We start from the raw sequence: 17,481 nt of genomic DNA on the forward strand, positions 1-17,481 counted from the left end.
ATCCCTTGCTTTGTAGGTCGTGCAGACGACCATGGATGGAGGTTGCGGTTCACTCCGTCCGTGGCGCGATCACACTGGCGACCACCTGCAACGCTTCGGGCGCCCTGATCATGTCGGCGTGTTTCATGCGCGGCACCACCGTGACTGGAATGTTCAGCCCAAGGCGCCGCATCAGGGGCGCGAACTGATCCGCGATCACCTGCTCGTCGGCCTCTCCCACAAGCACCACAGCCGACCGGCGAATATGTCTGAGATAGCTTTCGTACTGGCGCCCGGCGCCGAAATTCAGCGACAGCCGGTAAGAGTAGCTGGCCGTCACCGATGACGACATCTCCGGAGACACCGCGTAGCTGAGGACGGGATATCCGTCGAACCAGTGAATGCCCAGGCGATCGAGCGACGCGATCGTCATGACGCGCGGGAGGGAGATGCTGGTCCAGCCGCCGGCACTCGGGCGCAAGGTCGGCGCTCCCGGCAGGATCGGAGCAAGACACACATAGCGGTCGAACAGCAGGCCATAGGGACCGCCGGCAAAACGAACGGTGAATCCGGCACCGGCGGAGAATCCGACGAGTGTGCGGATCTCGCCGCTCCTGGCCGGCCCAAGCTGGGCGACGAAATCAGCGAGATCGTCATCGATCTGTCCGATGTAATCGATGTCGCCGCGCCGGCCCGAACCGCCGTGGCCTCGAATATCCGGCACATAAGCCGTGATGCCCGCGGCGTGCAGCGCTTGCGCGAGGGCATGCATGCTGGTGGCGGGAAACGCCGAGCCGTGGATCAGAACGGCGACTTTGTCCGTGCCGGCGGGATAGGCATAGTATTGCAGGCTGGCGCCGTCCCGCGCCTGAAAGTGTCGGGGTGCCGGAAGGTCCGTGATGATTGGCCGGCTGGTCGCCACGGAGGCCATGGCCGGCGGAGCTATCGGTGCGCTGAACACGATGATGACCACGGGAGCGAGTGCGGCCGCAGTGAGCAGGCCCAGCAGTCCCAACAGCAGCTTGTACATCGGTCCCCTCCCTTCTCCGCGCTTCACGCGGCAGCTCAGGTGGCATCTCCGATCCAATGCCGATCGGCCGGCGCTCGCCCCGCATCCTGTTTCGGTTTGAGCAGGCGGTAATGCAGCCGTGCGTAGCGGCCGAGCATCTTCACCGCGCCGTTGAGCGCGAGCAGCAGCAGCACGCCGCATCCCGCGCTGGCCGCGATCAACCCGACGCCCGCCACGGCGCGCAGCACCATTGCGGTGATCGATGCGAAGTGTCCGACCTTGAAGAGGCTCAGCAGCAATCCGAAGCCGACAATGCCCAGAACGAAGACCACAAGGCCGATGACGAACACGATTAGCATCATGGCGAACAGCAGCGGCAGCAGAAACAGGATGTCGACGGTCGCCAGTCCGCCAAGCGCCAGTAGGACGGCCGCGGAATTGCCGAGACTGTGGTTGTTTTCCCAGCGGCGCAGCCCGGTTTCGGCGCGCAATTCCCGCGCCAGCCGCCGGGGATCGCCAAGCGCCGCGGCCACCTCCTCCTCGCTTCGCCCGAACGCACGTGCCTCGTCGAAATGAGCGGCGTAGTCGGCGAGGATGTCGTCGACGTCCTGCTCCGGAAGTCCGGCAAGCCCATCGCTGAGGATGCTGAGGAAGGCGAGACGATTCATTCGACTTCTCCGATCAGCTTGTTGACGGCCTCCGCGAACATCCGCCATTCGCGCTTCTGCGCCGCAAAGGCGGCCCGGCCGGCGGCTGTGAGCCGATAGTATTTTCGCGGCGGACCGCTGTTGGATTCCTCCAGACGGGTCGCGACCAGCCCGTCATTCTGCATGCGCCGCATCAGCGGATAGATCGTGCCCTCGCCCATGTCGACACCGGCCGCCAACGTGCTGGCGATCTCGTAGGCGTAGCTTTCCCGACGCGCCAACAGCGCCAGCACACACAATTCGAGTGTGCCCTTCTTGAGTTGAATCTGGATCGACTCGGTCATCCAGCCTGTGCGTTGAAAATGAGCATCTACAATGAAGATACCGCAAGGTACCAACTAATGCAAGATACCTGTCAATGCAATATTAGAACCCGCCGACCTTGCCTGCAAACTCAATGATCAGGAACGGGAGTTCGCAAAGTTCAGAACGCGCAAATCGCCGCGAGCACGGAGGATTTAAACCGTCCCTTCTCCTGAGTATGCGCCAGCATATTCTGCCGTTGGTAAACGCCGAGACGATGCAATACGCTGCGAGCCGCAAGCGTCAAGGAGTTCTTCGATGCCAGACGAGACCACAATGCGCGACCTATTCGACCGATGGGAGCGGGTTTGGCATGAAGGCCGATATGACCTCATCCCGAGCTGCGTCGGGGCGCACTACATCCGGCATGACGAAAACGGCGACCGGACCGTGACCCGGAACGTCTACGCCGCGGAGCTTGAGGCTGTCCATAAAGGGCGGCCGGGCATCCGTGTCGTGGTGTACGATCACTCATTCACGGATGACCGTGCGTGGTTCCGCTTTTCGTTCAAGTGGCCTGATCCCCAAACGGGTGAGCAACGCAGTCGGGCCGGAATGCAGAGCTACCGAATCGAGGACGGCAAACTCGCCGAGACTTGGATTACCTTGCTCCCGCTTGGCACTGCGTGGACGGACGCAGTTGCGCAAGAACACTGGACAAGTCCGTCGTCCATAAAATAGGGGCTGGCTGCATAAAGCATGCAGCCAAGGGTAGGTGGATTGCGCCTGCTATGGCCACGCCCCTCACCAAGCACGTATTCCGCCATTGATACGCCGAGACGGTGCAATACGCTGCGCTATTGCGCCCTTACAAGCTTCACACGCTCAAGTCTAATCCAGCTTCACCCCGGCCTCGGTCACAACCTTGCGCCAGCGCACGACTTCCGCCGACACCATGGTGGCGAACGCCGGGCCCGTCACATCGGGCACGTCGGAGCCGTTGCGCTCCCAGGCCTCCCTGACGGAGGCCGTCTGCAGGGCCTTCTGCAATTCGCTGGTCATGCGCTCGACGATCGCCGGCGGCGTGTTCTTGGGTGCGAACAGGCCGTACCAGGTCGCCACGTCATATCCCGGCAAGCCTGCTTCCGCGGCAGTGGGAAGATCGGGGAATGCCGCCACCCGCTTGGGGGCCGCGACCGCGAGCGCGCGCAAAGCACCGCTCCTGATCTGCGGCGCCGACGAGCCCAGACCATCGAACACCACCGGCACGTGGCCGGCGACGAGATCCTGCATCGCGGGCCCGGCTCCGCGATAAGGAACGTGGAGGATGCGGGTCTTGGTCAGCAGTTTGAACAGTTCGCCCGCAAGATGATGGGTGGTGCCGGCGCCCGCTGAGCCGTAGTGCAGTTTATCGGGATTGGCGCTGGCGTAGGCGATGAACTCCGCCAGCGTCTTGCGCGACCTTGTCCGGATTGACCACGACCACCTGGGGCGGCCGCGCGATCAGGGCCACCGCAATGAAGTCCTTCTCGATATCGTAGTCGAGGTTGGGATAGAGCGATGGCGCAATGGCTTGATGCGCCGCGCCCATGAAGAAGGTGTAGCCGTCGGGCGCGGCCTTGGACGCCTGCGATGCGCCGATCGTGCCGCCGGCGCCGGCGCGGTTTTCGATCAGCACGCGCGTGCCCAGCTGGGTGTCGAGCTGGGCCGCCAGCGGCCGCGCAAAGGCATCGGTGCCACCGCCGGCCGCAAACGGCACGATGACGGTGATCGGCTTCTGCGGCCACGACTGGGCTTCCGCCTGACCAGGCGCGACGGACAAACCCGCCAGCGTCAACAAAGCGAGCCGAACGATTTTGGAAATCACGGGTGTCCTCCTCCAGGATCGGTGACGGTACGGCCGCGTTGGCGGCGTTTTTTGTGTTGCCGCATGATCCTGTAAGTCGGTCCCCTCGGACAAGGCTCGACAACTGGGGCGTATGGTCGCTGCCAGCCGTTCGGAGCGGCGCAATGCGCTTGCGCCCTACGGCCTCATGAGCGCGCCGTCACCAGCGGCGGCTCCGAGGGGCGGATCAGCGCGTAGGCCACCTGGACGATGCCGGCCGCGAGCCCGGTCGCGACGCCAATGCGCCAGGCGAGGGAGTAGCTGCCGAGCGAGTCATACAGCACCCCTCCCCCGTAGGCGCCGACAAAACTGCCGACCTGATGGCTCATGAAGGCCAGCCCCTGGATCATCGCCTGCCACTTCAAGCCGAACATTTCGGCCACCGCGCCCGCCACCAGCGGACCGACGCCGAGCCACAGGAAACCCATCATGGCGGCGAACAGCAGCGTGGTCGCCGGGCTGGCTGCGTGCATGAAATACCACGCCAGCACCAGCGAGCGCGTGATGTAGATGCCACCGAGCAACGCCAGCTTGTTCCAGCGTCCGCCGGCCCAGCCGAAAAACAGACTGCCCAGCACATTGAAGCCGCCGATCACACCGAGCGCCTGCGCGCTCAGCATCGGATCCAAACCGCAGATCTGCAGATAGGACGGCAAATGCGTGGTGATGAAAACGAGTTGCATGCCGCAGACGAAATACGCACAGGTCATCACCACGAACGGCGCATTGGTGAACGCAGTGCGCACGGCCACGCCCGCCGAGGTGTTGCCGATCTCGTCGTTGGCCGGCTTCGGCAATGGGATATTGTCGACCCGGCCGGCAAACCAAGCGGCGGGCAACAGTACCAGCGACAACACCACAAAACCGACGAGACCTACACGCCAGCCGTAGTCCTGGTTCAGGATCTGGCCGAGCGGCGCCGCCATCAGCGCGCCGAGCGAGCCTGCCGCCGACACCATCCCGAGCACGGTGCTGCGCACCGTGACGGGCACCGAGCGCGTCGCCACCGACATGGCGATCGCCGCCGCGGTGCATGCCAGCGACACCCCGATCAGCACGCCGGCGCCGAGCAGAATGCCGAGCATGCCGTGCGCCGACGCCATCAGGACAAGGCCGGCGACATACAGCAGCGCGCCACCAAGCATGATCGGGCGGAAGCCGTAACGCACCGTCAGGGCGCCGGCCAGCGGCTGCAGGAAGCCCCAGGCGAGGTTTTGCACGGCAATGGCGAGGGTGAAGTCCGCAATCGAAATGCCGACATCATGGGTGAGCGGCTGCATGAAGATGCCGAGGCTCTGGCGCAGCCCCATGCTCAGACTCAGCATCAGCGAGGCGCCGATCAGAATGGGAAGCGCAGGACGCAGCGTTTGCAGAAGCGGGGTTCGCAGCACGGTCATTGGTCTTCTCCCGTTGTTCTTGGTCTTATTTTGCTTTTTGACCGCACCGGTCGCTTTGTGCAGGGCAGCCGCTTGATTACACCGATCTGAGTAATTATTCTCTTGTCGACCGCGACCGTCAAGTGAAAAGAACACAGGTCTGTGTAATGGCGCTCACCTCTAAATCCAGTGCGGACAAGCCAATGGCGAAGCCGACCATGAAAGAGCGGATCCTGGAGACAGCGGACCGGCTGTTCTATCTGGAGGGTATCCGCGCGGTGGGCGTCGATACCATCGCCGCCGAGATCGGGATCAGCAAACGCACGCTGTACAACCATTTTCCGTCGAAGGACGAGCTGATCGCCGCCTATCTCACGGGGCGCTCCAAGCCGATCCCGCCGTCCGACAAGCCGCCGATCGACCAGATCCTCGGCAGCTTCGACCGGCTCGCACGCAACTTCGGCCGGCACGAATTCCGCGGCTGTCCGTTCGTCAACGCGGTCGCCGAACTCGGCAGCGAGGATCAGGCCGCACGCAAGATCGCCCTCGCCTTCAAGGAAAGCCGCCGGCTGTGGTTTCGCGGGCTGTTGCTGCAACTCGGAGCCCGCGATGCCGACGGCGTCGCGACGCAGCTTCAGTTGCTGGTCGACGGCGCGATCGCCGCGGACCTCGTGCGCAAGGATCCGGCGATGGCGCGCGCGGCGAAGGCGGCTGCGCGGGTGTTGCTGATCAATGCGGGGGTGGGTGTGGATGGCGTGAAGGCGTGACCACGGTGCGCCCGACCGGCTTACGCCGCGTCGGAGACCACACGGTTGCGACCGTCGTGCTTGGCACGGTACAGCGCCTGGTCGGCGCGCTTCATCACATCGGCCAGCGGCTCGCCCTTGCGGTCCAGCACCGAGAGGCCGATGGAAATGGTGACGTCGATCCGCCGTGTGCCCTTTTCGATGGTGAAGGGCTCGCCGGCGATCGAGCGGCGCAGCCGCTCCGCCACCATGCCGGCGACATGCAGGTCGGTCTCCGGCATCACGATCACGAACTCCTCGCCACCGTAGCGGCAGGCGAGATCGATGCCGCGGATCGACTTGCGGATGCGCACGGCGAATTCCCTGAGCACGTCGTCGCCGGCGTCGTGGCCGTAGCTGTCGTTGATCGACTTGAAGAAGTCGATGTCGAGCATCATCAGCGAGAGCGGCTTGCCGCGCGAGGCCGCCTGCTCGGCCAGTGTCGCCAGATGGCTTTCCATGTAGCGGCGATTGTGCAGGCCGGTCAGCGCGTCGGTGATCGCCATCTCGATCGAGTTCTGCACATTGTCGCGCAGATGATCGGTGTAGCGGCGGCGGCGGATCTGGGTCCGCGCCCGCGCCAAGAGTTCGTTCTTGTCGACCGGGCGCAGCAGGTAATCGTTGACCCCGATCTCGAGGCCGCGCAGCAGCCGCGCGTTGTTGTCGGCATCGGCAATGGCCAGGATCGGCACCTGGCGGGTGCGCTCCAGCGAGCGCGCCTGGCTGCACAGCCGCAGGCCGTCGAAATTCTCAAGCCCCAGCGACACGATCAGGAGATCGTAGTTGCCCTCGGCCGCATGAAACAACGCCTCGCCTGGATCGGTCTCCACATCGACCGTGTGCTCGCCGCTCAGCACCGGCGCCAGCCGCTGGTAGGAGGACGGACGATCGTCGACCAGCAGGATCCGCCCGCCCTTGCCGACGTCGGCGACGGCTTCGCGTTCCGGACTCTGGATGCCGATTTCGAAAGAAGTAAGCGCGCGCATGCGCAGCTCGTCGGTCATCATCTTCAGCCGGGTGAGCGAGCGCACCCGCGCGATCAGCACCACGTCGGAGACCGGCTTGGTGAGGAAATCGTCGGCGCCCGCTTCCAGCCCCTTGACGCGATCGGACGGATTGTCGAGCGCCGTCACCATCACCACGGGAATGAAATGAGTCTTGGGATTGGACTTCAGCCGCCGGCAGACCTCGAAGCCGTCCATGTCCGGCATCATGACGTCCAGCAGCACGATGTCGCACTCGGCGCGCTCGCAGATTTCCAGCGCCTGCGCGCCGCAACTGGCGGTCGAGACGTCGAAATATTCAGCCGACAGCCGGGCTTCCAGCAGCTTCACATTGGCTGGAATATCGTCGACGACCAGAACACGCGCGGACATCGTACACCTTCATCCAATAAATTGCCGGACCGTCTCGATGAACTTCCCGACCGAGATCGGCTTCGATAAATAAGCTTCGCATCCGCCTTCGCGAATCCGTTCCTCGTCGCCCTTCATGGCGAACGCGGTGACGGCGACGACGGGAATGGCGCGCAGGTCGGGATCACCCTTGATCCAGCGCGTCACATCGAGACCGGAAACTTCGGGCAACTGGATATCCATCAGAATCAGATCCGGGCGATGCTTGCGCACCAGATCCAACGCATCAGTGCCTCGGTTGGTTGCAATCGTCTGATAGCCATGGGCTTCCAGCAGATCGCGGAAGAGCTTCATATTGAGTTCGTTGTCTTCCACGATCAGGACGGTTTTGGCCATCCCGTCCCTCCAATCCCCTTGTGACCCGCGACTGCCGCGAAAAACCCGGGCAGCACATGCTTGGCACGAACCGGATCCCGCTTCGCTTGATAACGCTCCGGTGACTCGGGCATGATGCCAGCCAAAATAGAGACGATAAGTTACGGAAAGGCAAATACCCCCGATGGCAAAGCGGTCGTACAATCCCCGGGAAACCGCTGAAATCGTGGCGATTCAGGCGCTTTCCTTTGTCGCAGGCGATCCCGAGCGGCTGGGCCAGTTCCTGGCTGAGACCGGCATCGGGCCCGAGACTCTGCGCTCGGCGGCCAAAGATCCCGGATTCCTCGTCGGCGTGCTCGATTTCCTGCTGCGTGACGATGCCATGACCAAGGCCTTCTCCGAATCATCGCACCTCGATCCCAAGATCATTTCCAACGCCCGCGAGGCACTGGGCGACCCTGCCTGGGAGCGCGATGTTCCGTGAGCCAATGTTCCGAAAGCAATGGCCCGCTATGCTTTTGCCGGGACTGCCTGACTGACCTGCCGCCATCTGCCGTCCGTTGCCGGGACTGCGGCTCGCCGCGGCTGGTGCGTCACGGGGCGCTGCCGAGCCTGACACTCGCGCACATCGATTGCGATGCGTTCTATGCTACCGTCGAGAAACGCGACAATCCGGATATCGCCGACAGACCGGTGATCATCGGCGGCGGCAAACGCGGCGTGGTCTCGGCCGCCTGCTACATCGCGCGCACCTATGGCGTGCGCTCGGCGATGCCGATGTTCAAGGCGCTGGACCTGTGCCCCTCCGCCGTGGTCATTCCGCCTGACATGGCGAAGTATGTCCGGGTCGGGCGCGAGGTGCGCAGCGCGATGCTGGCGCTGACGCCGCTGGTCGAACCCCTGTCGATCGACGAAGCGTTTCTCGATCTCAGCGGCACGCAGCGGCTGCACGGCATGATCCCGGCCAAGGTGCTGGCTCGGTTCGCCAAACAAGTCGAGCGCGATCTCGGCATTACCGTCTCAGTCGGGCTGTCGGTCAACAAATTCATCGCCAAGATCGCGTCCGATCTCGACAAGCCGCGCGGTTTCGCCACCCTCGATCAGGCCGAGGCCAGTGCGATGCTGGCGACAAAGCCCGTCAGCTTCATCTTCGGTGTCGGCCCCGCAACGGAAAACAAGCTCAAGCAACATGGCTTTCGCCTGATCAGCGACCTGCAGCGGGCCGATGAAATCCAGCTGATGAAGCAGTTCGGGCCGGAGGGGCGCCGGCTGTGGCGGCTTGCGCGCGGCCATGACGAACGGCGCGTGGTGGCCGACCGCGACGCCAAGACAATCTCCAGCGAAACCACCTTCGACGTCGATCCCAGGGATTTCCAGACCCTCGAAAAAGTCCTGTGGCGCCTCTGCGAAAAAGTCTCCGCGCGCTTGAAAAGTGGCGAGCTCGCCGGCTCCACCATCACGCTGAAACTCAAGACCGCCGATTTCCGCCAGCGCACCCGCTCGCAATCAATCAATTCGCCGACACAATTGGCCGGCCGCATCTTCGCCACCGCCCGCGACCTGCTGGCAAAGGAAATCGACGGCACCGCGTTCCGCCTGATCGGCGCCGGCGTCAGCGCGCTGAAGCCGGGCACGATGGCCACCGATGACGCCGACATGATCGACCGCCGCAATGCGCATGCGGAGCGTGCGATGGATGATCTGCGGAAGAAGTTCGGCACCGCCGCGGTCATCCGCGGCATCGCCTATGACGGGCCGACGAAGCAGGACTAGTCAGCCCTACCCGTTATTTACCCTACCCGTTATTTACAAGGCTTGGTGTCCTTGGCGTCGATCTTGCCCATGGCGCCGGCAATGACGAAATCGTTGTAGTCCAGCACCAGCGCGCGCGAGACACCGTTTTCATAAAGCTCGAACGACATCGCATAGACCGGGGTCTGCTCGCCGGTCTCCGACTTCGCGGCACGGTCGTAATAACTCACCGTGACCGGCCAGCGGGTCATGGCTTTCAGGGCGTCGCTGCTGCTGGAGGCATCGGGCTGCGGCGGTTTGCGGTCGCCGGGGATCGGCTGGCCGATCACCGTCAGCGTGTTGTAGACTTTCTCGCCGTCATCAGACCCGTCATAGACCACGAGCTCGAGCACCGACTTGCCCTCTTTGGCGGCGGCGATGATGCGCTTGACCTGTTCGGTCGGAAACACCGTGCCCTCGTCGAGGGTGAAGGTCTTCTGCTTCGGCTGTTTCAGCTTGACCGTGATGGTGTGGCCGCTGCGCTCGGCGATGCCATCAACGGCCGCTGGCGCACTGTCGTTCATGCGGGTTTCGATCTTGAAGCGGTAGCTCTTGCCGTCGGCATCTTCCCAACTGGTGGAGCGCAAGTCGCTCATCGTGGTCTTGCTCTCGCCGCTCTCGAGCTCGGACACCTGGCGGAAGTCGGTGGTGTAGCCTTCGCAGCTACTGCCGGTGAAACTATAGAGTATGCGGCCGCGCGCATTGTTGACCGAATTGCCGCGCGCCTTGCGCAGGCTGAGGTCGTAGACCGCCTGATGCGCCAGGAACGGCACGCTGGTCGCTGCGCCCGGCGCGGCCTTGGCCGCGCTCCCGGGACCAGCCATCAGTACAACCGCGAGGCCCCCGGCGAGAGCACACGACACGACTGCAAAGCGGGATAACAACTGCGAGCGACGCATGCCGCCTCCTTGGGAACAGACGAATCAAACCATAGTTGTCGCCTCACCACGCCGCAATCGGGACGGGCCCGGAAATGGCGTGAACAAGCGTCATAAATCCCCCGCCAAACCACAATTTCCGGAGGTTCCAGACCACTTGCATGCGGGCCCTTGATGGGCGAAATAAGGCCGCCCGGTCACTTCGGCTTGACCTTTTTTCGAGCACCCTCCGAACACCCCTTTGAGGCCGGCGCGCCAACCGGGCACGACACCCTTAATCCCGCAATCGACGACAGATATCGAGGACCCACCCCATGGCCGGAACAGTTGAACAGAAGCTCGCGACTTTGGGCATTACCCTGCACACGCCGCGCTCACCCGTGGCGAACTATGTCGGCTTCGTGCGCACCGGCAATCTGCTGATGGTGTCCGGCCAGGTCTGCTACGATCAGGACGGTCAGCTGGTGGCCAAGGGCAAGCTCGGCGCCGGCGTCACGGTCGACCAGGGCGCCGCCGCGGCGCGCGCCTGCGGCATCAACCTGCTGGCCCAGGTCAAGGCCGCGCTCGGCGATCTCGACAAGGTGACCCGCGTGGTGCGGCTCAGCGGCTTCGTCAATTCGGCGCCCGACTTCCTCGAAGGGCCGAAGGTGCTGAACGGCGCCTCGGACCTGATGGTCGAAGCTTTCGGCGACAAGGGCCGTCATGCGCGCACCACCGTCGGCGTGGCCGCGCTGCCGTCGGATGCCGCGGTCGAAGTCGAAGCCATTTTCGAAGTGGCCTGACGGATTCTTGCATAGGATTCTTGGATGCGCGCTCCCGATTGGCTGACGGCCCGGCCCGTGGCCCATCGGGGGCTGCATGACCGCAACAGAGCCATCATCGAAAACATGCCCGCCGCGGTCGTCGCGGCGGTCGCCGGCCGCTTCAGCATCGAGGTCGACCTGCAGCTGTCCGCCGACGGCGAAGCGATGGTGCACCATGATGCAAAACTCGGGCGGCTGACCGAGGGCGACGGCGCGCTGATCGACAAAACGGCCGCGCAACTCAAGCAAGTGGTGTTCCGCGACACGCCCGAGCGGATGATGACGCTGTCCGACCTGTGCACGCTGGTCGCCGGCCGCGTCCCGCTGGTGCTCGAGGTGAAAAGCCATTTCACCGGTGACCGCAAGCTGGTCCGGCGCATGGTGCAGGTGCTGGCGTCCTACAGCGGCCCGGTGGTCGCAATGTCGTTCGATCCGGACCAACTGCTGGCGGTGCGCGAGCTTGCCCCCGCTCTGCCGCGCGGCATCGTCGCCCAGCGCACCTACGACGACGATTACTGGACGTCGCTGTCGCCGGCGCAGCGCCAGAGCATGGTCGCCCTGCGCCATGGTTTTCAGACCCAGCCGCATTTCGTCGCCTACTGGATCGACCAGTTGCCGGCGCCGGCCCCCTGGATCGCGCGCAACATCTTCGGCTGCCCGCTGCTGAGCTGGACGGTCCGCACGCCCGAGCAGCGCGCCCGCGTCGCCCGGCTCGCCGACCAGATGATTTTCGAGGGTTTCGTGCCGGAGGCGTGACGGTTCACGCTTGCAAAACCGCGCGGGCGTCCCGATTTATGGTAGGGTTATTGCCATATCGAGCGATCCACGAACGGCTTGAATGAAACATGCGCTGATCATCATCGATATGCAGCAAGCTTCGTTCAGCAGGCCGCAACATGATTCCGGCGGCCTTGTCGAAAGGCTGAACAGGCTTGCACGTGACATCCGCGCCGCGGGCGGCATTGTGATCTTTGTCCAGCATGACGGTCCGGAGGGGGATCCGCAGCATCCGGATCTGCCGGGATGGCAGTTGCTACCCGATCTGAGTGTCGAGGCCTGCGACGTCATCGTGCGCAAGACATCCTGCGACGCGTTTCTCGACACGCAGCTCGACGCCCTGCTCAAGGCGCGCGAGGTCGAGCGGCTGATCATCACCGGATCCGCAACGGATTATTGCATAGACACGACGGTGCGCAGTGCCCTGGCGCAACGCTATCCGACCATCGTTCCCGTCGACGGACACACCACGGCCAACCGACCGCATCTGACGGCCGAAAAAATCATCGAACACCACAACGCGATCTGGGCCGACTTCATCGCGCCGGGCGGTCCCGCTTTGCAGTGTCCCTGTTCAGAGGTTCCGCTGTCCTGACGAAATTGGCCGCCGAACCATTGCGTGTTCAAACCGAGATTCGACTGAATGCCTGAGCCTGAAATTTCGCTGGAAGCCGTCCCCTCTGTTGCGAAAATCTCCGCCACGGACTGGGACGCCTGCGCCAATCCCGACAGCGCCAGCTTCAACCCGTTCGTATCGCACGCGTTCTTCTCCGCGCTGGAAACCTCCGGCTCCGCCGTCGGCAGGACCGGCTGGGGACCGCACCATCTGGTGGCACGCATCGATGGCGTCATCGCCGGCATCGTGCCCTGCTACCTCAAATCGCACTCGCAGGGCGAATACGTGTTCGACCATGGCTGGGCCGACGCCTATGAGCGCGCCGGCGGAAGCTACTACCCGAAGCTACAGGCCACCGTGCCGTTCACGCCGGCGACCGGGCCGCGCCTGCTGATCCATCGCGACGCCGACCGCGACACGGTCGCGGCGGTGCTGGCCAGGGGGCTGATCGCGCTATGCAACGCCACCAAGGCGTCCTCGGTGCACGTGACGTTCGCGCAGGAAGAAGAATGGGCCTGCCTCGCCGAACAGGGCTTTTTGCAGCGAACCGACCAGCAGTTCCACTGGCATAATGAAGGTTATGCGACGTTCGAGGATTTCCTGAACACCCTCGCCTCACGGCATCGCAAGGCGATCCGGCGCGAACGCCGCGACGCGCTGGGCAACGGCATCACCGTTCATCAGCTCACCGGCGACGCCATTACCGAAGACGCCTGGGACGCCTATTTCGAGTTCTACATGGAGACGGGCTCGCGCAAGTGGGGCCGGCCCTATCTGAACCGCAAGTTCTATGCGCAGGTCGGCGAGACCATGGCCGACCGCGTGCTGCTGGTGATGGCCAAGCGCGACGGGCGCTGGATCGCCGGCGCCATCAACTTCATCGGCTCGGATACCCTGTTCGGCCGCAACTGGGGCGCGATCGAGCACCATCCGTTCCTGCATTTCGAGGTCTGCTACTATCAGGCGATCGATTACGCCATCGCCAACGGCCTGCAATGGGTCGAGGCCGGCGCGCAGGGCCAGCACAAGATCGCCCGCGGCTACCTGCCGCAAACGACCTATTCGGCGCATTACATCCCCGACCCTGGATTCCGCCGCGCGGTGCGCGACTATCTCAAGCATGAGCGCGCCCATGTCGCCGAAGCGGTGCGCGAACTGACCGACGCCGGCCCTTTCCGGAAAACCGACGACGACACCTGAACGGCTTGACCGGCTCAAAGCCGGCGGCGACAGTGCGGACGAACCGGCGCCGAAAATACGTGCTGCCGCCAGGGAAGATCGTTCCATCAAGAGGTTTGCATGACCTACGACACCAACAACATTTTCGCGAAAATCCTGCGTGGCGAGATCCCCTGCTACAAGGTCTATGAGGATGACCACACCCTGGCGTTCCTCGACATCATGCCGCGCTCGCCGGGACATGCGCTGGTGATCCCGAAGGCCCCCGCTCGCAACATTCTTGACATCTCCGCCGACGACTTCGCCCATGTCGCCCGCACCGCGCACAAGATCGCAGGCGCCGCAAAAAGGGCTTTCAATGCCGACGGCATCACCGTGCAGCAGTTCAATGAGCAGGCCGGCGGCCAGGCGGTATTCCACCTGCACATGCACGTGATGCCGCGCAGCGCCGGCGTCGCCCTGCTGCCGCCGATGAGCAACAAGGAATCGCCGAAGGTGCTGGAAGACAATGCCACACGCCTGATCGCGGCGCTGTCCGGCTGACAGCCGCAGGCCTGCGCCTACTCACATTCGTGTGAGATGACGGCCTGCGCGGGCGAAAACCACCCCTGCCTTTTTGCAGACGAAGGCTCCGGAAACTGCATAGGACATTGTGAAGAGATATGCGCGAAACGTCGCAGGAAAACGTCTGTTCCGTTTCCGCCTGTCATTTCAGCGTCTTGTTCAAGGACGCGGCAGTACGCGTAAAATACGATTCTCTCGCCGCCGCCACAGAAAAGCCGGAACTTTTGAATGGTTCCACCAAATTTGAAAATATCATGACTTTTTCAAGGAGTTAGCGGTTCCGTTTTTCCGCATGAAGCCCGCCGGTGTTGCTGCTGCGTCACAGCATTCTTAATGGAATCCCTGTATCACCCGCTCATTCAAGCGCACGCAAATTAAGCAGGCGCTGGGGATGTAGTGGAGAATACAAATGAAGAAGATTTTGCTGGGTAGCGTGGCGCTGATCGCGCTGGGCACGGCATCGGCTTTCGCAGCCGACCTGCCGGCACGCAGCTACACGAAGGCTCCGGCCTACGTGCCTGCTCCGATCTATAACTGGACCGGTTTCTATATCGGTGGCCACGTCGGCGGCGCGTTCGCCGGCAACTCGGACTTCGGCAACAACGACGGCCGCTTCCTCGGCGGTGTGCAGGTCGGCGCCGACTACCAGTTCGCTCCGAACTGGGTGCTGGGCATCGAAGGCCAGTACTCCTGGACCGGCCGTGACACCCAATCGGCGGCGTTCGTTCCGCAGGGCTTCACGATCTCGAATCGCAGCAGCGACCTCGGTTCGGTCACCGGCCGTCTCGGCTACACTTGGGGCCCCGCCCTGCTGTACGCCAAGGGTGGTGTCGCGTTCCGCGAGAAGAACAACGTGAACGTGTTCAACACCGCGACCCTCGCGCCGGTTACCTTCTCGTCCTCGAGCGACGACGTTGGCTACACCGTGGGTGCCGGCCTGGAATACCTGTTCACTCCGAACTGGTCGGCCAAGGTCGAGTACCAGTATTACAACTTCGGCAACACCGACGTGACCGTGCCGTCGACCAGCACCATCGTCAGCTTCAAGAACGACGTCCACACCGTGAAGGCCGGCCTCAACTACCGCTTCAACTGGGGTGGCCCGGTCGTCGCCAAGTACTGAGATCGGAAGTCTGGACTAATCCAGTCCTGATCCGTCAGGACGACAGAAGCCCGGCCCTCGCGGCCGGGCTTTTTGTTTTTGCAGACCTGCAATGACTGGACCCGCCACCATGACCGACACTGCCCCCACGACCGAGCTTGTCCGCGACATTCATGGTGTGCGGATCCTGCTCTGCGCCACCGATGGACCGCGACTCGACGCCAACGATATCCTGAGCGCGGCCTGGAGTGCGGACGCGGCGATGGTCGCGATCCCGGTGCAGCGGCTGGACCCCGGCTTCTTCCGCCTCAGCACGCGCATCGCGGGCGAGATGCTGCAGAAGTTCGTCAATTACCAGATGCGGATCGCGATCGTCGGCGATGTCTCGATGTGGACCACACAGAGCGAGGCGCTGCGCGATTTCGTTTATGAAACGAACCGCGGGCGATCCGCATGGTTCGTGAACGACATCGACGAACTGGAGCGGCGGCTCGCCCATCAAACGACCTGACGAAAAAAAGCCGCGCCTCGAAAGGCGCGGTCTCAATTGTTTTCAAATGTTTCGGAAGCAACCGACAGCTATTTGCTTTCGCCGGTCGCGCCAGCATCCGGACTGTTGCCGGCTGGAGCACTCATCGCTTTTCCGCCCTTGTGAGCGGCCGAGCCGGTCGTGCCGGAATGCGCGCCTGTGTGCTTCGACTTGTCGGTTTTCGCCATTGTGCCTTTTTCGGAATTCGGTGTGGCGGCCTGCGCGAAAGCGACTGTTGGCGCGATCGCAATCCCGATGGCGGCCATGGCCGCAATCAATGAACGTGTCATGCAGAGGATCTCCTTGGAGCAAAGCGCCCGAGGGACGCGCGGCGAACCAATCGAATTCCCCCTGCGATCGTTCCTGGCATCGCCGATCACTCGCAGGTGATGCGAGGTTCGGTTGCAATCAACCCAGCCACCACTTGCCGAGCACGAGCACAAGTTCGCCACAGATGACACTGGCGAGCAGCGAACGGCGCGCCAATAGAAACACTGCGAAACCGACGATCACCGCGCCAAAACGCACCGGCGCGGAAACGCTCGCCAGCGCGCCGGGCGGCGTGATCAGGATTTGTGCGATGACGCCGGCGAGAATCGCGGTCGCGACCGCCCGCACCCAGACCAGAAACTCCGAGCTTTCATCGACGCTTTTGCCGACCCAGAACCCGAGCACGCGCCAGATCTCATTCGGCAGCACGCCTGCCAGGATCAGGACGACAAACGCATGCCAGTCGCCGAACACACTCATGCCGGCTGCCTCTGCCAGCGGTGACAGCCATAGGCGATCGAGCCGGCAAGAACGCCGGTGATCAAGAGATCGACGCCGGTCTGCGCCAGCGCCACCACCGGCGTGAGCACGAGCCCAAGCCCGAGCGCGATCTTGTCGACCGCCAGCCGGCTGTTGCGCGCGGTCGAGACCAGGAATGTCATCGGAGTCAGAAACAGTACCGCCGCGCCTAGCAGCGGCGGCAGATTGGCCGCGAGGACGAAGCCGATCGCGGTCGCGATCGACGACATCGCGACCAGGCCGCAACCGAGACCGTGAACGTAGGCGACCCGACGCGGCCGCGGCACATGCGGCAACAGACGAAAGCATTCCACCCACACCGTGATGGCGATGAAATGCGTTGGCAGGATCAGATGGCGTGAGCGGGTGTCGCGGTCGCGCATCATCGGCAGCAGCGTCACCACCATCGGCATCAGCCGGATCGCGCTGAGCGTGACGGCCAGCGCCGCCTGCACCAGCGTGCCGCCCGCCCCCAGCGTGGTCAGCAGAATGATCTGCGCCGGCGCGGCCCAGATCAGCACGGTGGCGAGCACGGCCCAGACAAACGAGAAATGCAGGTCGTGGGCCAGCGCACCGACGCCGATATAGGTCGCGAACAGCGTATAGGTGAGGACGGACGTCAGCGCCCCGCCCACGCCCCGCAGGAAGGCGGCGAACGAGGTCGGAAACCTGTCCGTTTCAGCGGTATGTGAGGTCACGAGGCGATTCGGCCGATCATTACGGAGGTGTCGCACATCAG

At 63.5% G+C, this 17,481-nt stretch carries 23 protein-coding genes; 11 read left to right on the forward strand and 12 right to left on the reverse strand.

Annotated features, from left to right (window positions below; all coding sequences use genetic code 11):
• Positions 1–49: 49 nt before the first annotated feature.
• From RS897_RS35785 to RS897_RS35795, 3 genes are read right to left on the reverse strand one after another with little or no spacing between them, the layout of a single operon-like run.
• Positions 50–1,009, reverse strand: a complete 960-nt coding sequence (locus RS897_RS35785; protein WP_315833374.1) for an alpha/beta fold hydrolase — start codon at positions 1,007–1,009, stop codon at positions 50–52.
• Between the two features lie 35 nt (positions 1,010–1,044).
• A complete protein-coding gene (locus RS897_RS35790; protein ID WP_315833375.1) occupies positions 1,045–1,656 on the reverse strand; it encodes a DUF1700 domain-containing protein in 612 nt (203 codons plus the stop codon).
• Positions 1,653–1,979: a PadR family transcriptional regulator gene (locus RS897_RS35795; RefSeq protein WP_315833376.1), complete on the reverse strand. Its 327-nt coding sequence runs from the start codon at positions 1,977–1,979 to the stop codon at positions 1,653–1,655. Before RS897_RS35795 ends, RS897_RS35790 begins: the two co-directional genes overlap by 4 nt.
• Positions 1,980–2,256: 277 nt before the next feature.
• On the opposite strand from RS897_RS35795, the gene RS897_RS35800 reads away from it, so the two are divergent.
• Positions 2,257–2,679: a nuclear transport factor 2 family protein gene (locus RS897_RS35800; RefSeq protein WP_315833377.1), complete on the forward strand. Its 423-nt coding sequence runs from the start codon at positions 2,257–2,259 to the stop codon at positions 2,677–2,679.
• Positions 2,680–2,829: 150 nt separating this feature from the next.
• Here the strand turns inward: RS897_RS35800 and RS897_RS35805 are convergent, their stop codons facing one another.
• The 3 genes from RS897_RS35805 to RS897_RS35815 form a co-directional block, all read right to left on the reverse strand.
• Positions 2,830–3,411: a Bug family tripartite tricarboxylate transporter substrate binding protein gene (locus RS897_RS35805; RefSeq protein WP_315838856.1), complete on the reverse strand. Its 582-nt coding sequence runs from the start codon at positions 3,409–3,411 to the stop codon at positions 2,830–2,832.
• A complete protein-coding gene (locus tag RS897_RS35810) occupies positions 3,347–3,805 on the reverse strand; it encodes a Bug family tripartite tricarboxylate transporter substrate binding protein (protein WP_315833378.1) in 459 nt (152 codons plus the stop codon). The genes RS897_RS35805 and RS897_RS35810 overlap by 65 nt, the downstream gene beginning before the upstream one ends.
• 164 nt (positions 3,806–3,969) lie before the next feature.
• Complete coding sequence (locus tag RS897_RS35815) at positions 3,970–5,220, reverse strand: MFS transporter (RefSeq protein ID WP_315833379.1); 1,251 nt, start codon at positions 5,218–5,220, stop codon at positions 3,970–3,972.
• 197 nt (positions 5,221–5,417) lie between these two features.
• Here RS897_RS35815 and RS897_RS35820 point away from each other — a divergent pair, with 197 nt between their 5' ends.
• Positions 5,418–5,966 (forward strand): TetR/AcrR family transcriptional regulator, encoded by a 549-nt coding sequence (locus RS897_RS35820; RefSeq protein ID WP_407654590.1) that lies wholly within the window; start codon positions 5,418–5,420, stop codon positions 5,964–5,966.
• Positions 5,967–5,986: 20 nt separating this feature from the next.
• Here the strand turns inward: RS897_RS35820 and RS897_RS35825 are convergent, their stop codons facing one another.
• Entirely contained in the window at positions 5,987–7,360 is a 1,374-nt protein-coding gene (locus RS897_RS35825; protein WP_315833381.1) for a PleD family two-component system response regulator, read from the reverse strand.
• Between the two features lie 9 nt (positions 7,361–7,369).
• Positions 7,370–7,735: a response regulator gene (locus RS897_RS35830; RefSeq protein WP_315833382.1), complete on the reverse strand. Its 366-nt coding sequence runs from the start codon at positions 7,733–7,735 to the stop codon at positions 7,370–7,372.
• A 163-nt stretch (positions 7,736–7,898) separates the two neighbouring features.
• Here RS897_RS35830 and RS897_RS35835 point away from each other — a divergent pair, with 163 nt between their 5' ends.
• Complete coding sequence (locus RS897_RS35835) at positions 7,899–8,198, forward strand: DUF3572 domain-containing protein (RefSeq protein ID WP_315833383.1); 300 nt, start codon at positions 7,899–7,901, stop codon at positions 8,196–8,198.
• Complete coding sequence (locus RS897_RS35840) at positions 8,195–9,487, forward strand: DNA polymerase IV (protein WP_315833384.1); 1,293 nt, start codon at positions 8,195–8,197, stop codon at positions 9,485–9,487. Before RS897_RS35835 ends, RS897_RS35840 begins: the two co-directional genes overlap by 4 nt.
• A gap of 29 nt (positions 9,488–9,516) precedes the next feature.
• On the opposite strand, the gene RS897_RS35845 is transcribed toward RS897_RS35840, so the two are convergent.
• Positions 9,517–10,329, reverse strand: a complete 813-nt coding sequence (locus RS897_RS35845) for a cell envelope integrity EipB family protein (protein WP_315833385.1) — start codon at positions 10,327–10,329, stop codon at positions 9,517–9,519.
• A 368-nt stretch (positions 10,330–10,697) separates the two neighbouring features.
• Here RS897_RS35845 and RS897_RS35850 point away from each other — a divergent pair, with 368 nt between their 5' ends.
• From RS897_RS35850 to RS897_RS35880, 7 genes are all read left to right on the forward strand, one after another.
• Positions 10,698–11,165 carry a RidA family protein gene (locus tag RS897_RS35850; RefSeq protein ID WP_315833386.1) on the forward strand — a complete coding sequence of 156 codons (468 nt, stop codon included), beginning with the start codon at positions 10,698–10,700 and terminating at the stop codon, positions 11,163–11,165.
• Positions 11,166–11,189: 24 nt separating this feature from the next.
• The gene (locus tag RS897_RS35855; RefSeq protein WP_315833387.1) at positions 11,190–11,942 is read left to right on the forward strand and encodes a glycerophosphodiester phosphodiesterase family protein; all 753 of its coding nucleotides are present in this window, start codon (positions 11,190–11,192) and stop codon (positions 11,940–11,942) included.
• An 82-nt stretch (positions 11,943–12,024) separates the two neighbouring features.
• Complete coding sequence (locus tag RS897_RS35860; protein ID WP_315833388.1) at positions 12,025–12,558, forward strand: cysteine hydrolase family protein; 534 nt, start codon at positions 12,025–12,027, stop codon at positions 12,556–12,558.
• A gap of 48 nt (positions 12,559–12,606) precedes the next feature.
• On the forward strand, positions 12,607–13,779 hold the full coding sequence (locus tag RS897_RS35865) for a GNAT family N-acetyltransferase (protein WP_315833389.1): 1,173 nt from the start codon (positions 12,607–12,609) through the stop codon (positions 13,777–13,779).
• A gap of 99 nt (positions 13,780–13,878) precedes the next feature.
• Complete coding sequence (locus RS897_RS35870; RefSeq protein ID WP_315833390.1) at positions 13,879–14,301, forward strand: HIT family protein; 423 nt, start codon at positions 13,879–13,881, stop codon at positions 14,299–14,301.
• 430 nt (positions 14,302–14,731) lie between these two features.
• Complete coding sequence (locus tag RS897_RS35875) at positions 14,732–15,445, forward strand: outer membrane protein (RefSeq protein ID WP_315833391.1); 714 nt, start codon at positions 14,732–14,734, stop codon at positions 15,443–15,445.
• Positions 15,446–15,554: 109 nt separating this feature from the next.
• Positions 15,555–15,935, forward strand: coding sequence for a DUF4180 domain-containing protein (locus tag RS897_RS35880; RefSeq protein ID WP_315833392.1), 381 nt, complete (start codon positions 15,555–15,557; stop codon positions 15,933–15,935).
• Between the two features lie 68 nt (positions 15,936–16,003).
• Here RS897_RS35880 and RS897_RS35885 read toward each other — a convergent pair whose 3' ends face one another.
• The 3 genes from RS897_RS35885 to RS897_RS35895 form a co-directional block, all read right to left on the reverse strand.
• Positions 16,004–16,243: a hypothetical protein gene (locus tag RS897_RS35885; protein WP_315833393.1), complete on the reverse strand. Its 240-nt coding sequence runs from the start codon at positions 16,241–16,243 to the stop codon at positions 16,004–16,006.
• A 118-nt stretch (positions 16,244–16,361) separates the two neighbouring features.
• Complete coding sequence (locus RS897_RS35890; protein WP_315833394.1) at positions 16,362–16,703, reverse strand: AzlD domain-containing protein; 342 nt, start codon at positions 16,701–16,703, stop codon at positions 16,362–16,364.
• Positions 16,700–17,440, reverse strand: coding sequence for an AzlC family ABC transporter permease (locus RS897_RS35895; protein WP_315833395.1), 741 nt, complete (start codon positions 17,438–17,440; stop codon positions 16,700–16,702). The genes RS897_RS35890 and RS897_RS35895 overlap by 4 nt, the downstream gene beginning before the upstream one ends.
• Positions 17,441–17,481 lie beyond the last annotated feature (41 nt).

Source organism: Bradyrhizobium prioriisuperbiae (assembly GCF_032397745.1).
Taxonomy (GTDB): Bacteria; Pseudomonadota; Alphaproteobacteria; order Rhizobiales; family Xanthobacteraceae; genus Bradyrhizobium_A; species Bradyrhizobium_A prioriisuperbiae.

What these genes read in the sequence shown, in the direction of transcription:
- RS897_RS35850 (WP_315833386.1), top strand. Translation starts at nt 10,698, where the DNA reads ATGGCCGGAACAGTTGAACAGAAGCTCGCGACTTTGGGCATTACCCTG.
- RS897_RS35830 (WP_315833382.1), bottom strand. Translation starts at nt 7,735, where the DNA reads ATGGCCAAAACCGTCCTGATCGTGGAAGACAACGAACTCAATATGAAG.
- RS897_RS35785 (WP_315833374.1), bottom strand. Translation starts at nt 1,009, where the DNA reads ATGTACAAGCTGCTGTTGGGACTGCTGGGCCTGCTCACTGCGGCCGCA.
- RS897_RS35825 (WP_315833381.1), bottom strand. Translation starts at nt 7,360, where the DNA reads ATGTCCGCGCGTGTTCTGGTCGTCGACGATATTCCAGCCAATGTGAAG.
- RS897_RS35815 (WP_315833379.1), bottom strand. Translation starts at nt 5,220, where the DNA reads ATGACCGTGCTGCGAACCCCGCTTCTGCAAACGCTGCGTCCTGCGCTT.
- RS897_RS35855 (WP_315833387.1), top strand. Translation starts at nt 11,190, where the DNA reads ATGCGCGCTCCCGATTGGCTGACGGCCCGGCCCGTGGCCCATCGGGGG.
- RS897_RS35880 (WP_315833392.1), top strand. Translation starts at nt 15,555, where the DNA reads ATGACCGACACTGCCCCCACGACCGAGCTTGTCCGCGACATTCATGGT.
- RS897_RS35860 (WP_315833388.1), top strand. Translation starts at nt 12,025, where the DNA reads ATGAAACATGCGCTGATCATCATCGATATGCAGCAAGCTTCGTTCAGC.
- RS897_RS35790 (WP_315833375.1), bottom strand. Translation starts at nt 1,656, where the DNA reads ATGAATCGTCTCGCCTTCCTCAGCATCCTCAGCGATGGGCTTGCCGGA.
- RS897_RS35890 (WP_315833394.1), bottom strand. Translation starts at nt 16,703, where the DNA reads ATGAGTGTGTTCGGCGACTGGCATGCGTTTGTCGTCCTGATCCTGGCA.
- RS897_RS35800 (WP_315833377.1), top strand. Translation starts at nt 2,257, where the DNA reads ATGCCAGACGAGACCACAATGCGCGACCTATTCGACCGATGGGAGCGG.
- RS897_RS35795 (WP_315833376.1), bottom strand. Translation starts at nt 1,979, where the DNA reads ATGACCGAGTCGATCCAGATTCAACTCAAGAAGGGCACACTCGAATTG.
- RS897_RS35820 (WP_407654590.1), top strand. Translation starts at nt 5,418, where the DNA reads ATGAAAGAGCGGATCCTGGAGACAGCGGACCGGCTGTTCTATCTGGAG.
- RS897_RS35875 (WP_315833391.1), top strand. Translation starts at nt 14,732, where the DNA reads ATGAAGAAGATTTTGCTGGGTAGCGTGGCGCTGATCGCGCTGGGCACG.
- RS897_RS35835 (WP_315833383.1), top strand. Translation starts at nt 7,899, where the DNA reads ATGGCAAAGCGGTCGTACAATCCCCGGGAAACCGCTGAAATCGTGGCG.
- RS897_RS35870 (WP_315833390.1), top strand. Translation starts at nt 13,879, where the DNA reads ATGACCTACGACACCAACAACATTTTCGCGAAAATCCTGCGTGGCGAG.
- RS897_RS35845 (WP_315833385.1), bottom strand. Translation starts at nt 10,329, where the DNA reads ATGGCTGGTCCCGGGAGCGCGGCCAAGGCCGCGCCGGGCGCAGCGACC.
- RS897_RS35865 (WP_315833389.1), top strand. Translation starts at nt 12,607, where the DNA reads ATGCCTGAGCCTGAAATTTCGCTGGAAGCCGTCCCCTCTGTTGCGAAA.
- RS897_RS35885 (WP_315833393.1), bottom strand. Translation starts at nt 16,243, where the DNA reads ATGACACGTTCATTGATTGCGGCCATGGCCGCCATCGGGATTGCGATC.